We start from the raw sequence: 13,222 nt of genomic DNA on the forward strand, positions 1-13,222 counted from the left end.
CCGCAGTGTCCTAAGGAAAGTACCGCTTCTATTTCAACACGAATAATTCCGCACGGATGCCAGGCGGGTGTCCCCGCCTGGCATCCGTGCGGAATTATCGTCTCTAGCTTTGGTTGAAGAAACTGGCCTTCGTCTCGCTGACCTTCTTGTCATCGCCAATGACTTCGATGTACGACGGCGAGAGCAGGAAGACCTTGTTCGTCACCCGTTCGATGCTGCCGCGCAGACCGAAAACAAGGCCGGCGGAGAAGTCCACGAGGCGCTTGGCATCGGCCTCGCCCATGTCGGTGACATTCATGATGACGGGGATGCCGTCGCGGAAGCTTTCGCCGATGAGCTTGGCGTCGTTGTAAGACCGCGGATGGATCGTGGTGATCTGCCGGAGGCCGGTGGTCTCTTCGCGGCTCGATGCCGCACGCTTGATGGGTGTCACAGGTGCGCGATATTCCTCTTCAGCGGCGTAGGGCTCTTCCCGGGGGACCTCGCGGACGGGCGCGGGGGCACGTCGTTCCTCGCGGTCCTGCTCCATGGATTCGTCCTCATCCTTGTGCGGTGTGGGGTGCTCAGACTCGTAGTGTTCTTCGCCGTCGGCGAGCCCAAGATAGATCATTGTCTTGCGCAGAGCGCCAGCCATGCTCGACTCCTAATCTTGTCCGTAAGCGGGCCGCTTAATGACTAGACAGCCTTGGAATCCCCGCCGATACCTTCCAATACGTCGAACTTACCGCAGGCCCGGACGCGGACCGAGAATATCGGAGCCAATGCGCAGGTGTGTCGCCCCGAACCGGATCGCCTGCTCGAGGTCCTGGCTCATGCCGGCGGAAATTCCCGCGGCCTCCGGAAATTGTTCTCTCAGCCGCCCGGAAATGCCGGCCAGTTTCTCGAAGGCGGCGGCCGGGTCCGCACCGAGCGGGGCCACGGCCATGACGCCCGCGAGCCGGAGCCCAGCGGCTCCGGCCAGTTGTTCGGCCAGTGCGGGAACGTCGTCGGGGGCTGCGCCGCCGCGGTGCACGCCGGCGTCGTCCTCAAGACTGACCTGGATGAAGCAATCCAGGGGCGGCCGCCCTGTGCGATCGCTTTCGACCGCCATCGCCTTGGCCAGGGCCGTGGCGAGGCCGGCCCGGTCCACGGAGTGCACGGCCCCGGCGTATCTCACCACGGATTTGGCCTTGTTGCTTTGCAGTTGGCCGATGAAGTGCCAGTTCAGGCTGAGGTCTTCCAGTTGCGCTGCCTTCCCGGCGGCTTCCTGGTCCCGGTTTTCCCCGACGTCTGTGACCCCCAGCGACGCCAGCCGCCGGACGTCCTGCGCCGGGTGGAATTTGGTGACGACAATCAGACGGGGCGGCGTCGACTGGCGGCCCGCGGCCGCAACGGCGGCGTCGATCCTGCGGCGGACGGCAGAGAGGTTTGCCTCAAGCTGAACCAGCCGGGGACCTTCCAGCGCGTCCTCACGGTTCTCCCCCGATATTTCCCCCGGAGGACCAGCCAGCCCTGTGGGACGGCCCTCAACCGGCTCAGTCATGGCCCTGCGCTCTCTTTCCGTGTGTCGTGTCCGTCCACACCAGCCCTGCGAAGCGGCCGGTGCGGGGGTCTCGGCGGTAGGAAAACAGGTTCCCGTCCTCGAGGGTGCAGCCCCCGGAGTATTCCACCGCGACGTCCGCCGCCTCCAGCTGGCTCCGGACGCCTGCCGGCAGGTCCAAGCCCGGCGTGCCGGTGGAGGTGGTGCACCACGTGGCGGGGACGGCCGCGGCAACGTCGGAGCGCAGACCGTCGGGGACCTCGTAACAGCGGCCGCACACGGACGGGCCGATCCACGCGCTGATACTGTCCGCGCCGAGCTCACGCAGGCGTGCGACGGCGGCCGGCACCACTCCGGCGGCCACACCGGGGCGCCCGGCGTGGACTACCCCGAGGACGGGGGCGCCGGCCGGACCGTCGCCGACCAGTACCACCGGCACGCAGTCCGCCACCATGACCGCCAGCGGCTCGGTCAGGGAGACCATCGCGTCGGCGGTGGGGGCGGCCGGTTTGTCCGCTGCGGTGTCCGATCTGCTGTCCGCTGCCGCGGGGCGGGCATCGCCCGTCGCGGTGCCGCTGATGGTGGCGACGTCAGCGCCGTGGACCTGGTTCATGTACCGGAAGACGCGCCCGCCGAGTCCCGCGGCCGCTTCGAGCTCCTTGCGCCGGCGGCGGACCGCGCGGGGGTCGTCACCAACGTGAAGTGCCAGGTTCCCGGCTCGGGCGTCGGTGAAGGCCACCCAGACGCCGGGCCGGACTTCAGCCTGCCAGGAAAACAATCACACCACCGCCGTCAACGTGTCCGGAATTCTTGCGTTCATACGTTCCACCGTAACCCGGCGAAAAGCAGCATGGCACCGCCGGACGGCGGTGCCATGCTGAAGCCGAACGATTTACTTGAGGAAGTCGGGGACGTCCAGGTCATCGGAGTGGCGGCCGGACAGGTCCGGCTCTACGACGGCCGGGAGGTCGACGTCGAAGCCTGAGTCGGCCGGTACCGCGGAGGGACGCTGCTGGCCCCAGCCGCCGTAGCCGGAAGCGCCCACGGTGGCGTGCAGCGGCTGGACCTGGGCGGAGGCGGGTGCCTGCGCCGGAGCCGGGGCCGCGGACGTGGGTCGCTGCGGCGCGGCCGGCAGGGACTGGTCCATGGACGGCGAGGTGGCCTTGACGTCGTCGAAGCCGGCAGCGATGACGGTGACGCGTGCCTCGTCGCCGAGGGCGTCATCGATCACGGCGCCGAAGATGATGTTGGCCTCGGGGTGGGCGACTTCCTGGACCAGGCGGGCTGCTTCGTTGATTTCGAAGAGGCCAAGGTCCGAGCCGCCCTGGATGGACAGCAGGACGCCGTGCGCACCGTCGATCGATGCTTCGAGCAGCGGGGAGGCGATGGCGAGCTCCGCGGCCTTGACGGCCCGGTCTTCGCCGCGGGCCGAACCGATGCCCATGAGCGCGGAACCGGCGCCCTGCATGACGGACTTGACGTCGGCGAAGTCGAGGTTGATCAGGCCCGGGGTGGTGATGAGGTCGGTGATGCCCTGGACACCGGAGAGCAGGACCTGGTCGGCGGAGCGGAACGCGTCCAGGACGGAGACGTTGCGGTCGCTGATGGACAGCAGACGGTCGTTCGGGATCACGATCAGGGTGTCGACTTCGTCGCGCAGGGCGTCGATCCCGGCTTCCGCCGAGCCGGCCCGGCGGCGGCCTTCGAAGGTGAAGGGACGCGTCACGACGCCGATGGTCAGGGCGCCCAGGGAACGGGCAATCCGGGCTACGACGGGCGCGCCGCCGGTGCCGGTGCCGCCGCCCTCGCCGGCGGTGACGAAGACCATGTCTGCGCCCCGGATGACCTCTTCGATCTCATCGGCGTGGTCCTCCGCGGCCTGCCGGCCCACCTCAGGGTTCGCGCCAGCACCGAGTCCACGGGTCAGTTCACGCCCGACGTCGAGTTTGACGTCGGCATCGCTCATCAACAATGCCTGGGCATCGGTGTTGATGGCGATGAATTCGACGCCGCGAAGACCGACCTCGATCATGCGGTTGACTGCGTTCACGCCACCGCCGCCGATGCCGACGACCTTGATGACGGCCAAGTAATTCTGCGGAGCTGCCACGTTACGTGTCCCTTGTTCGTGTACTAATGCGAAAACTGATCGAGCGGTGCTTGAAGCTTTGAACCTTAACCTTCGAGTTGAAGGTTATAGTTATGTCAAGTAACTCATGTCTGTGACGGTATTTCCTATGCCGGGGACATTCAATAACCGGGGCCGCGTGTCGCGGTAATACCGGGCAAATAGCCCCTGTATGTAGTCCTGCCGGGTGGAAGCGATGGCTGGCTATCGCGTGACGGGGTGCCGGGGGACGCTGACGTCGTAGACCTTCACGGGGTTCGCCGGGTCTGCCGGGACCTTCAGGAGGGCTGCAAGGACCCGTGCCTTCAGCTCCTTCTCCCCCGCGTTGCCCCAGACAATCGTCTGCCCGTCGACGAGTCTGAGCTCGACCGCGTCGGCGGAGGGGGCGGTGGCGTTGGAGAGCCGTGCGAGCACATCCGCCGGCAGCGCTCCCAGCACCGCGGTGATGGCCTGGAACAGGTCCTTGGGCAGGGTGCCGCTGCCGCCGTCGATCACCGGGAGCGAGACCGAGGTTGGATCCTTGGTGGTGCTGAGCTGGACGCCGTCCACGTCCACCAGCTGGAAGGTGTCGCCCTGCTTGACCAGGGCCACCGGAATGCGTTCGGTGACGTGCACCTGCAGGGTGGAGGGCGGCAAGGCCTTCACACTGACGTCCTTGATCTGGACCAGCGGCTTCAGGAGTGCGACGACGTCGTCCTCACTGATCTGCGGCAGCGGCTTGCCCTGGAGCGGCGCCAGGGCGGTCTGGACCTGATCCGCGCCCAACAGCCTGGTGCCCTCGACGGTGACCGTCCGCAGGGCAAGCACGGGCGAATAGATGGCGGCCGCGACGATCCCGGCGATGAGCACGGCGATGATGCCAATGGTGCTGAGCAGGATGCGTTTGCGCCGTTTGCCCTTGGGTTCCGGGAAGGAAAGCACCTTGCCTGCGCCGATGTCCGGCATGCCCTGCGGGCTCTGGGGGGACTGTGGGTTCTGAGGATTCCGGGAATTCTGGGGGGTCTGCGGCTTCGGTGCGTATCCGCCCGCCGTGTCGCCGGCGCTCTTGGACGCCGAAATGACGTCCGTGCCGGCCCCGCCGGACGGCGGCCGGGAACCGGATCCGGAGGCATTCGGCCCGGAGGCATTGGTCCCGCCCCGGTAGGTGGGGCGCCGCGTGCTAGCCACCGGCGGCCTCGACCGTCAGGGCATCGACGATCTGCGGCCCGTAGGCCGTGACGTCGCCCGCGCCGGCCGTGAGCACGATGTCTCCCGGCGCGGCGGCCGCCAGCACCGCCTGCACCGCTTCCGCGCCGGGACCGACGAGGCTGCCGCCGGAGCCCAGGTGTTCGGCGATCAGCCCGCTGGTGACGCCGGGAATGGGATCTTCCCGGGCCGGGTAGATGTCCAGGACCAAGGCCGTGTCCGCCGTGTTGAGCGCCTCGGCGAATTCGCGGGCGAATTCGCGGGTCCGGGAAAACAAGTGGGGCTGGAAGAGCACGTGGACTTTGTGCTGCCCGGCCACGGAGCGTGCGGCGGACAAGGCGGCGCGGACTTCCGTCGGGTGATGGGCGTAGTCGTCGTAGACGCGGATGCCGCGCCCCTCCCCTTTGAACTCGAAGCGGCGCGAGGCGCCGGAAAAGTGCGCGAGTGCCCCGGCAGCGGTTTCCGGTGCGACGCCGAGTTCGATCGCGACCGCGAACGCTGCGGCGGCGTTGAGCGCATTGTGCCTGCCCGGAACTTGGAGTTCGACGTCGAAGGTGCCCGCCGCCGTCGTAATTCCGATCCGCCCCGGTCCGGTGTCGTGCAGCCGGACAGCGGCGTCCGCCCGCGTCCCGTACAGGACCACACGGGTGTTGCCGCGGGCCGCGGTGCGTTCGGCGAGGGCCCTGGCGCCGGGATCATCCGCGCAGGCCACCAGCACGCCGTCAGCGGGGAGCAGGGCCGTGAAGCTGTCGAAGGAGGCATAGACGGCGTCCGCGGTGCCGTAGAAGTCCAGGTGGTCCGGCTCGACGTTGGTCACCACGGCGATCGCCGGGCGGTAGTTCAGGAAGGAGCCGTCCGACTCGTCCGCCTCGGCCACGAAGATCCCGGAGGCGCCGTTTGCCGCGTTGACGCCGAGGGCCGGGACGTTCGCGCCAATGGCGAAGGACGGGTCGAGTCCCGCACCCTGCAGCAGCACGGTGATCATGGAGGTCGTGGTGGACTTTCCGTGGGTTCCGGCGACCGCAACCACGGTGTCGTCCGCCATGGTGGCGGCCAGGGCCTCGGAGCGGTGCAGCACGGGGAGCCCGGCGGCTCGGGCGGCGACGAGTTCGGGGTTGTCGGGCCGGATCGCGGAGCCGGCCACCACTGTCTGGGCGTCGCCAAGGTTGCCGGGCGCGTAGCCGACGGCGATCCGGGCACCGGCGGCTGCGAGGTCGGTCATGACCGGGAGCGCCTTCGCGTCGGAGCCGCTCACCGGGATTCGGCGGGCCACCATGATGCGGGCGACGGCGGACATGCCGACGCCGCCGATGCCGATGAAGTGCACGCGGCCGAGCGATGCCAGGGAAGGCGTGCCGTGTTGGGGCTGGGTCATAGCTTTACCGCTTCCTGCTGTGCTGGTTCATGCCGTGCTGGTTCTTGCTGTGCTGGTTCGACGTCGCGACCTCGAGGACGAGATCGGCCATGCGCCGGTCCGCATCCCGTATGCCGAGGCTTTCGGAGCTGGCGGCCATCCCGGCCAGCCTGTCCTTGTCCAGCAGCAGGGGGATGATGTTGTCGCGGATCCAGTCAGCGGAGAATGCTTTGTCGTCCACGATCAAGGCGCCTCCGGCGGCGACGAGGCCCGCGGCGTTCAGTGCCTGCTCGCCGTTGCCGATGGGCAACGGGACGAAGACGGCGGGAACTCCCACGGCGGCGACCTCGCTTACCGTGGCGGCGCCGGCCCGGGCCAGCAGCAGGTCCGCCGCCGCGTACACGGTTTCCATGCCGTCCACGTATTCGACCTGCCGGTAGCCGGCGGCCTCGAGCGGTTTGCCGTCGGCGTCGTGCACGGACTTGCCGCGGCCGGTGATGTGCAGGGTCTGCACGCCGGCCTCGGCGAGGGCCCCGACCGCCGCGGCGAGGGACCGGTTGATGCTCTGGGCGCCCGAGGAGCCGCCCGTGACGATCAGCGTCGGTTTGTCCGGGTCCAGTCCGAGCGCCTGCCGCGCCCCGGCCCGCGCAGCAGCGCGGTCCAGGCCCGAGATCTCCGGACGCATCGGCATGCCCACGTGGCGGGCGCGGCCGAGTTTGGTCGCGGCGAAGGCAACCGCCACGTGGCCTCCAAGGCGGGCGCCGACCCGGTTCGCCAGGCCGGGGCGGGTGTTCGCCTCATGGACCACGATCGGGATCTTCCGGCGCCGGGCCGCGAGGTACATCGGCGTGCACACGTAGCCGCCGACGCCTACTAGGACGTCGGCCCCCGCCTCGTCCAGGATGGTGCCCGCCTGCTTCACGGCGCCGGCCATCCGGCCGGGAAGCCGGAGCAGGTCCACGGAGGGCCTGCGCGGGAGCGGGACCCGGCTGATCGTGACCAGATCCAGCCCGGCTGCCGGGACCAGCCGTGCTTCCATCCCGCCGGGGGTGCCGACGGCCAGGAGCTGCACCCCCGGCCGGGACTGGCGGAGGGCGCCGGCGATGGCCAGCAGCGGGCTGATGTGACCGGCGGTTCCGCCGCCGGCAAGGACCACGGACAAAGGCGACTCGGTGTTCATGAAGGGCTGTTACGCTTTCGTGCGGTTCTTGGGGGCGGGTGTCTTGGGGGCCGGGTTCTTGGGAGAAGGGTTCCGGGGTGCACTCCGCGCCGGGCTCCTGGTGCTGTTCGGCTTGGCGTTCGCGGGTGATTTTCCGGCGGCCTTCGCGGCCGGACGCGCGGCGCCCTGGCTGGATGCCTTGGTGGCCGCCCGGGCAGCGCGGGCGCGCCGCACCGAATTTGCGAAGGCGGCCGGGCCGAACCTGAGCATCTTCTTGGGCTGCATGCCCGGGTCCATCTGGGCCCGGGCCAGGGACAGGACGACGCCGATGGCGCACAGCGACATCAGCAGGGCCGAGCCGCCGTAGGAGATGAACGGCAACGGGACGCCGATCACCGGCGCCAGCCCCGTGACCACGGCCATGTTGACGCTCGCCTGGCCGAGGAGCCAGACCATGATCGCGCCGGCCAGGACGCGGTGGAAAATATCGTGCTGTGCGACGACCACGCGGTAGATGGCGGTGCCGAGGATGGCGAAGAGGACCAGGACGACGAGTGTCCCGACCAGTCCGAGTTCCTCGCCGATGATCGCGAAGATGAAGTCGTTGTGGGCTTCGGGAATCCAGCTGTACTTCTGCCGGCTCTGGCCGAGTCCGACGCCGAACCAGCCGCCGGAGGCAAGCCCGTACAGTCCGTTGGTCGACTGGTAGTTCAAGTCCGAGCCGTCGGCGCAGGTCTGGCCGGTCCATGACAGGATGCGGCACATGCGGTTCGGGTTGGTGACGGCAAGGATCGTCGTGAAAACGGCCAGCGCCGCACCGGCAATCGCGAAGAGGTAGAGCCGGACGCCGGCGAAGAACAGCGCGGCCGCCACGATGATCATCACGATCATCGCCGTGCCGAGGTCGTTTCCGGCGAGGATGAGCCCCAGGACTACCGCAGCCCCCGGAACCGCGACGGGAATGAGCGCATGGCGCCACTCGTGGAGGAGCTTGGCTTTGCGGTCCAGCACCGTGGCCATCCAGAGCGCCAGCGCGAGTTTGGCTGCTTCGGAGGGCTGGAAGGTGAACGGGCCGACGTCGATCCAGTTCTGGTTGCCCAGGGCGCTGCGGCCTACCAGGAGGACCAGGCCCAGCAGGGCAACGGCCAGGAACATGGCCGGCCACGCGAAGCGCCTGAGCCAGACGACGTTGACGCGCGAGAGGACAAACATCGCAAAGACGCCGAACGCGGCGAATCCGCCCTGCTTGAGCGCGGCGGAGTAGGGTGACTCCCCCGCCGCGATGGCTTCGACGCTGGAGGCGGAGAGGACCATCATGATGCCGATCGCCGTCAGGGCCAGGGTGGAGCCGAGGATCAGGTAGTACGTGGATCCGTTGCGGGACTTGCCGTTGCCTTCCAGCGCGGACCAGAATCGGCGGTACCAGGCCCGCACCCTCGCTGCGGGAGTGCCTGCGGGCTTGCGGGACGGTGTCCCGGCGGGCACCGGGAGGGTGCCGGTGCCGGCGGACTTGCCGCTGGTGGCCCCGCCCGCGGCGGGCCGGGCCGCCGTCGTACGTGTGGGCGTGCTGACCATTGTTACTCCTCGCTGGTCTGAGCCTGCCCTTCCACGAGCTCGCGGACAGCTTCGATGAAGGCATCGCCACGGTGAGCATAGGAAGAGAACTGATCCATGGAGGCAGCCGCCGGGGCCAGCAGCACAGTGTCACCGGAGGCGGCCAGCTGCGCCGCCGAGGCAACGGCCTGGGCCATCACAGTCTCGCTGAAAATCGGCGAAGGGCCTGCGTCGGCTTTGGCCGTTCCGGCAGTCTGCACGTCTTCAGTCTCACCCTTCGTCGGCCCGATCACGGGGACATCCGGCGCGTGTCGCTTCAGGGCGGACTGCAGATCGCTGGAGTCCGCACCGATCAGGACCACGGCTTTGAGCCGGTTGGCGTGCTCCTGGATCAGGGAGTCGTAGTTCACGCCCTTGGAAAGGCCTCCCGCGATCCACACCACGTTGTGGAATGCGGACAGCGACGCGGCGGCGGCGTGCGGGTTGGTGGCCTTGGAGTCATTGATCCAGAGCACACCCTCGTGGCGGGCCACGAGCTGGATCCGGTGGTCTCCGGGGAGGTAGTTCAGCAGGCCCTTGCGGACCGCCTGCGGCTCCACCCCGTAGGCGCGAACCAGGGCTGCCGCCGCCAGCGCGTTGGCCACCATGTGGCGCGGAGCCACCGGGCCGAGGTCGGCGGTGGAGGCAAGTTCGGCTGCGCTGTCCTTGCGTTCGGCGATGAACGCGCGGTCCACCAGGAGCCCCTCGACGACGCCGAGCATGCTGACGGCCGGCGTCAGCGTGGTGAAGCCCACGGCCCGGCAGCCCTCCACAACATCGGCGTCCTCGACCATGCGTTCGGTCTCGATCTGCTCGGCGTTGTAGATGCAGGCCTTCTGCGTGTTCTCGTAGACCTTGGCTTTGTCCGCCAGGTAGGAGGCGTAGGAACCGTGCCAGTCCACGTGGTCTTCGGCGACGTTGAGGCACACGCTGGCCACCGGCGACACCGAGTGGCTCCAGTGCAGCTGGAAGCTGGAGAGTTCGACAGCAAAGACGTCGTAGTCCACGGGGTCGCGGAGCGCGTCCAGGATGGGGGTCCCGACGTTGCCGACGGCGATCGCCTTGAGCCCGGCAGCCTGGAGCATGGACTCGGTCAGGCCGACCGTCGTCGTCTTGCCGTTGGTGCCGGTGATGGTCAGCCAGTCGGCCGTCTTGCGGCCCTTGCGTTCGCGGAGCCGCCAGGCGAGTTCGACGTCGCCCCACACCGGGATGTGGGCGCGCGCCGCGGCGGCGAGCAAGGCCTGGTCCGGGCGCCAGCCTGGCGAGGTGACCACCAGGTCCGGCTTCTGCCCGTCGATCTTCGGAACGGACTCCACTGCCTCCTCGCCCAGCAGGACGTCGGCCGCGCCGACAATCCGCAGGGTGTCAGCCTGTGCCAGCGCCTTGGGGCTCGTGGCGGCGTCAACCACCACCACCCGGGCGCCGAGCTCGATCAGGGTGTCGGCGGCCGCGAAGCCGGAGACGCCGATCCCGGTGACCACGACGCGCAGGCCGGCCCAGTCGGAGTCCCAGGTGGTGAGCTCCTGCAGCCGGGGTGAAGTGGTGAGCGGGACGGGGATAGGACTGGTCACAGGAGCACCACCCATTCAGCGTAGAAGATGCCAAGGCCGGCGGCGACGAACAGGCCGCACAGGATCCAGAACCGGACCACCACGGTGACTTCGGCCCAGCCCTTGAGTTCGAAGTGGTGCTGCAGCGGTGCCATCTTGAAGAAGCGTTTGCCCTTGGTGAGTTTGAAGTAGCCCACCTGGATGATGACCGAGAGGGTGATGAGCACGAAGAGCCCGCCGATGAAGGCCAGCAGCAGCTCGGTCCGGGACAGGATGGCGAAGGCTGCGACGGCGCCGCCGATGGCCAGGGATCCGGTGTCGCCCATGAAGATCTTCGCCGGGGAGGTGTTCCACCAGAGGAATCCGACCATTGCCGCGCTGAGGATGGCTGCCAGCAGGGCCAGGTCCATGGGGTCGCGGACCGAGTAGCAGCCGCCGCCGGCCTGCCGCGGGGAGCCGCAGGCCTGGTTGCTCTGCCAGATGCCCATGAGCGTGTATGCCCCGAACACCATCACCGAGGCGCCGGCGGCCAGGCCGTCGAGGCCGTCGGTGAGGTTCACGCCGTTGGTCGCAGCGGTGACGATCAGGTTGGACCACAGGACGAAGAGGATGGCGCCGAGCACGGTTCCGGCGAAGGCCAGGTTGAGCCACGGGATGTCGCGCACCAGCGAGATCTGGGTGGAAGCCGGCGTCAGGCCGGCGGCATTCGGGAAGTTCAGCGCCAGGATGGCAAAAATAATGCCGACCGCCGCCTGGAGGATCAGCTTGGCCTTGGCATTCAGCCCGAGGCTGCGCTGCTTGGTGATCTTGATGAAGTCATCCAGGAACCCGACCAGGCCCATGCCCACCATGAGGAACAGCAGCAGCAGCCCGGAAGCACTCGGCCCCGGGGAGTGCGGGTTCATCATCCACATAACCAGGTGCGTCAGCCCGTAGCTGACGAGGACCGCCAGGACCACGACGGCGCCGCCCATGGTGGGCGTGCCGCGCTTGGTGTGGTGCGAGGTGGGTCCGTCGTCCCGGATGAATTGTCCGTAGCCCTTGCGGACCAGGAACCGGATAAACAGCGGGGTGCCCGCGAACGCGAGGAGCAGCGCCATTCCAGCGCCCATCAGCAGTGCAATCACAGCTGTGCCCTCCCTTCGGTGGCGGTTGCGGCAGGTCCCTCAGCAGTTCGCTCGGGAGAGGTCTTGGGGGCTTGTGGAGGTAATGCTATCCGATCCCCCAGGTGGCGCAGCCCGATGCCGTTCGAGGACTTGAACAGGACCAGGTCACCCGGTTGGAGCTCGGCCTGGAGAAGGTCGTAGGCCTCGTCCACTGTCTCGGCGAAAACGCATTCATCGCCCCAGGAGCCTTCGTTGACGGCAGAGACATAGAGCGAGCGGGCCTCCCGGCCCACCACCACGAGACGGGAGATGTTGAGCCGCACCACCTGGGTGCCGACCGTCATGTGCTCGCGGATGGAGTCCGGGCCAAGCTCCAGCATGGCGCCGAGGACCGCCCAGGTGCGGCGGCCGCGGCCCAGTTCGGCCAGCGTCCGCAGCGCCGCGCGCATGGACTCCGGGTTCGCGTTGTAGGCGTCGTTGATGACGGTCACGCCATCGGGGCGCTCCGTGCGTTCCATCCGCCACCGGCTGGCGGCCGTCTGGGCGCTGAGTGAGGCGGCGATCTGCGCGCCGGGAATGCCGGCGGCGTGCGCCGCGGCCGCGGCCGCGAGGAGGTTGGCGATGTGATGGGCACCAATCAGCTTGGCGCTGACGTGGTACCAGGTGATCCCCTGCCCTGTTGTGCCCTGCTGTGCTGGTTCCTGCTCTGCTGTTCCTTGCGGGGCGCTGTCGCCGGGCAGGTAGAGCTCAAACTCTGGGTGGCCTTCGGCATTCAGTTCGATGCCCTCGGCCCTGACCACATCGGATGGGGCCGCGTCCGGCTGGCTGCCGTTGTCCTGGCCTATGTCGGCCGGGCGGGAAGTGTAGCCGAGCACACGGGCCCGGGTCCGGGCGGCCATCGCGGCGACGCGGGCGTCGTCGAGGTTCAGCACGGCTGTGCCTTCGGCAGGGAGCGCCTCCACGAGTTCGCCCTTGGCGACGGCGATGTTGTCGATGCCACCGAATTCTCCGGCGTGCGCGGAGCCGACGCCGAGGACCACACCGATCTCCGGCCGGACCATGTCCGCGAGGTACCGGATGTGGCCGATGCCTGTGGCGCCCATCTCGATGACGAGGTAGCGGGTGCCGAAATCGGCCTTGAAAACGGTCAGGGGCACGCCCACTTCGCCGTTGTAGGACCCCTGCGGCGCAACGGTGGCGCCGTCGGCATCCGACGCGGCGAAGATGCCGGCCAGCAGGTCCTTCGTGGTGGTCTTGCCGGCCGATCCCGTGATGCCAATCACGGTGAACGCGGCACCGGCGGCCGCGCGGTGAGCGCGGATCCGGCGGACGGATTCAGCAGCCAGGGCGCCCATCGCAAGGACAGCGTCCTCGACGACGACTGCCGGGTACATTGCCCCGGCGGCGTCGGCGACCTCGCGCTCCACGAGCGCAAGGACGGCGCCCCGGTCAAAGGCGGCGCCGACAAAGTCGTGCCCGTCTGCGCTCTCCCCGGGCTTGGCCACATAGAGGGAACCCGCCGTGGCCTCGCGGGAGTCGGTCACCACGGAGGCGGGGGTAAGGCCCGGTTCCGCGGCCAGCCGGCCGTTGGTTATGTCGGCGATTTCCGCCGCTGTAAGTGCAATCAT

Annotated in this window: 11 protein-coding genes; all 11 read right to left on the minus strand. The window is 68.6% G+C overall.

From position 1 onward, the window contains the following. Positions 1-103: 103 nt before the first annotated feature. Positions 104-634 carry a cell division protein SepF gene (locus ACVWZ7_RS03650; protein ID WP_456507018.1) on the minus strand — a complete coding sequence of 177 codons (531 nt, stop codon included), beginning with the start codon at positions 632-634 and terminating at the stop codon, positions 104-106. An 87-nt stretch (positions 635-721) separates the two neighbouring features. Continuing rightward, complete coding sequence (locus ACVWZ7_RS03655) at positions 722-1,522, minus strand: YggS family pyridoxal phosphate-dependent enzyme (protein ID WP_344362175.1); 801 nt, start codon at positions 1,520-1,522, stop codon at positions 722-724. Further along, on the minus strand, positions 1,515-2,297 hold the full coding sequence (locus ACVWZ7_RS03660) for a polyphenol oxidase family protein (protein ID WP_456507019.1): 783 nt from the start codon (positions 2,295-2,297) through the stop codon (positions 1,515-1,517). The genes ACVWZ7_RS03655 and ACVWZ7_RS03660 overlap by 8 nt, the downstream gene beginning before the upstream one ends. Before the next feature lie 114 nt (positions 2,298-2,411). Beyond that, complete coding sequence (gene ftsZ, locus ACVWZ7_RS03665; protein ID WP_091255129.1) at positions 2,412-3,629, minus strand: cell division protein FtsZ; 1,218 nt, start codon at positions 3,627-3,629, stop codon at positions 2,412-2,414. A 222-nt stretch (positions 3,630-3,851) separates the two neighbouring features. Further along, positions 3,852-4,814 (minus strand): cell division protein FtsQ/DivIB, encoded by a 963-nt coding sequence (locus tag ACVWZ7_RS03670; protein ID WP_456507020.1) that lies wholly within the window; start codon positions 4,812-4,814, stop codon positions 3,852-3,854. Continuing rightward, on the minus strand, positions 4,807-6,207 hold the full coding sequence (gene murC / locus ACVWZ7_RS03675) for a UDP-N-acetylmuramate--L-alanine ligase (protein WP_456507021.1): 1,401 nt from the start codon (positions 6,205-6,207) through the stop codon (positions 4,807-4,809). Before murC ends, ACVWZ7_RS03670 begins: the two co-directional genes overlap by 8 nt. A gap of 4 nt (positions 6,208-6,211) precedes the next feature. Then, a complete protein-coding gene (gene murG / locus ACVWZ7_RS03680) occupies positions 6,212-7,366 on the minus strand; it encodes an undecaprenyldiphospho-muramoylpentapeptide beta-N-acetylglucosaminyltransferase (protein WP_456507022.1) in 1,155 nt (384 codons plus the stop codon). 9 nt (positions 7,367-7,375) lie between these two features. Continuing rightward, complete coding sequence (ftsW, locus tag ACVWZ7_RS03685) at positions 7,376-8,920, minus strand: putative lipid II flippase FtsW (RefSeq protein ID WP_456507023.1); 1,545 nt, start codon at positions 8,918-8,920, stop codon at positions 7,376-7,378. 2 nt (positions 8,921-8,922) lie between these two features. Then, positions 8,923-10,524, minus strand: coding sequence for a UDP-N-acetylmuramoyl-L-alanine--D-glutamate ligase (gene murD, locus ACVWZ7_RS03690; protein WP_116767512.1), 1,602 nt, complete (start codon positions 10,522-10,524; stop codon positions 8,923-8,925). Next, positions 10,506-11,615 carry a phospho-N-acetylmuramoyl-pentapeptide-transferase gene (gene mraY / locus ACVWZ7_RS03695; protein ID WP_116767513.1) on the minus strand — a complete coding sequence of 370 codons (1,110 nt, stop codon included), beginning with the start codon at positions 11,613-11,615 and terminating at the stop codon, positions 10,506-10,508. Before mraY ends, murD begins: the two co-directional genes overlap by 19 nt. Next, on the minus strand, positions 11,612-13,222 hold the full coding sequence (locus ACVWZ7_RS03700) for a UDP-N-acetylmuramoyl-tripeptide--D-alanyl-D-alanine ligase (RefSeq protein ID WP_456507024.1): 1,611 nt from the start codon (positions 13,220-13,222) through the stop codon (positions 11,612-11,614). The genes mraY and ACVWZ7_RS03700 overlap by 4 nt, the downstream gene beginning before the upstream one ends.

It is taken from the genome of Arthrobacter sp. TE12232, from assembly GCF_054062615.1.

What these genes read in the sequence shown, in the direction of transcription:
- ACVWZ7_RS03650 (WP_456507018.1), bottom strand. Translation starts at nt 634, where the DNA reads ATGGCTGGCGCTCTGCGCAAGACAATGATCTATCTTGGGCTCGCCGAC.
- ACVWZ7_RS03655 (WP_344362175.1), bottom strand. Translation starts at nt 1,522, where the DNA reads ATGACTGAGCCGGTTGAGGGCCGTCCCACAGGGCTGGCTGGTCCTCCG.
- murC (WP_456507021.1), bottom strand. Translation starts at nt 6,207, where the DNA reads ATGACCCAGCCCCAACACGGCACGCCTTCCCTGGCATCGCTCGGCCGC.
- murG (WP_456507022.1), bottom strand. Translation starts at nt 7,366, where the DNA reads ATGAACACCGAGTCGCCTTTGTCCGTGGTCCTTGCCGGCGGCGGAACC.
- ftsW (WP_456507023.1), bottom strand. Translation starts at nt 8,920, where the DNA reads ATGGTCAGCACGCCCACACGTACGACGGCGGCCCGGCCCGCCGCGGGC.
- murD (WP_116767512.1), bottom strand. Translation starts at nt 10,524, where the DNA reads ATGGGTGGTGCTCCTGTGACCAGTCCTATCCCCGTCCCGCTCACCACT.
- ACVWZ7_RS03700 (WP_456507024.1), bottom strand. Translation starts at nt 13,222, where the DNA reads ATGATTGCACTTACAGCGGCGGAAATCGCCGACATAACCAACGGCCGG.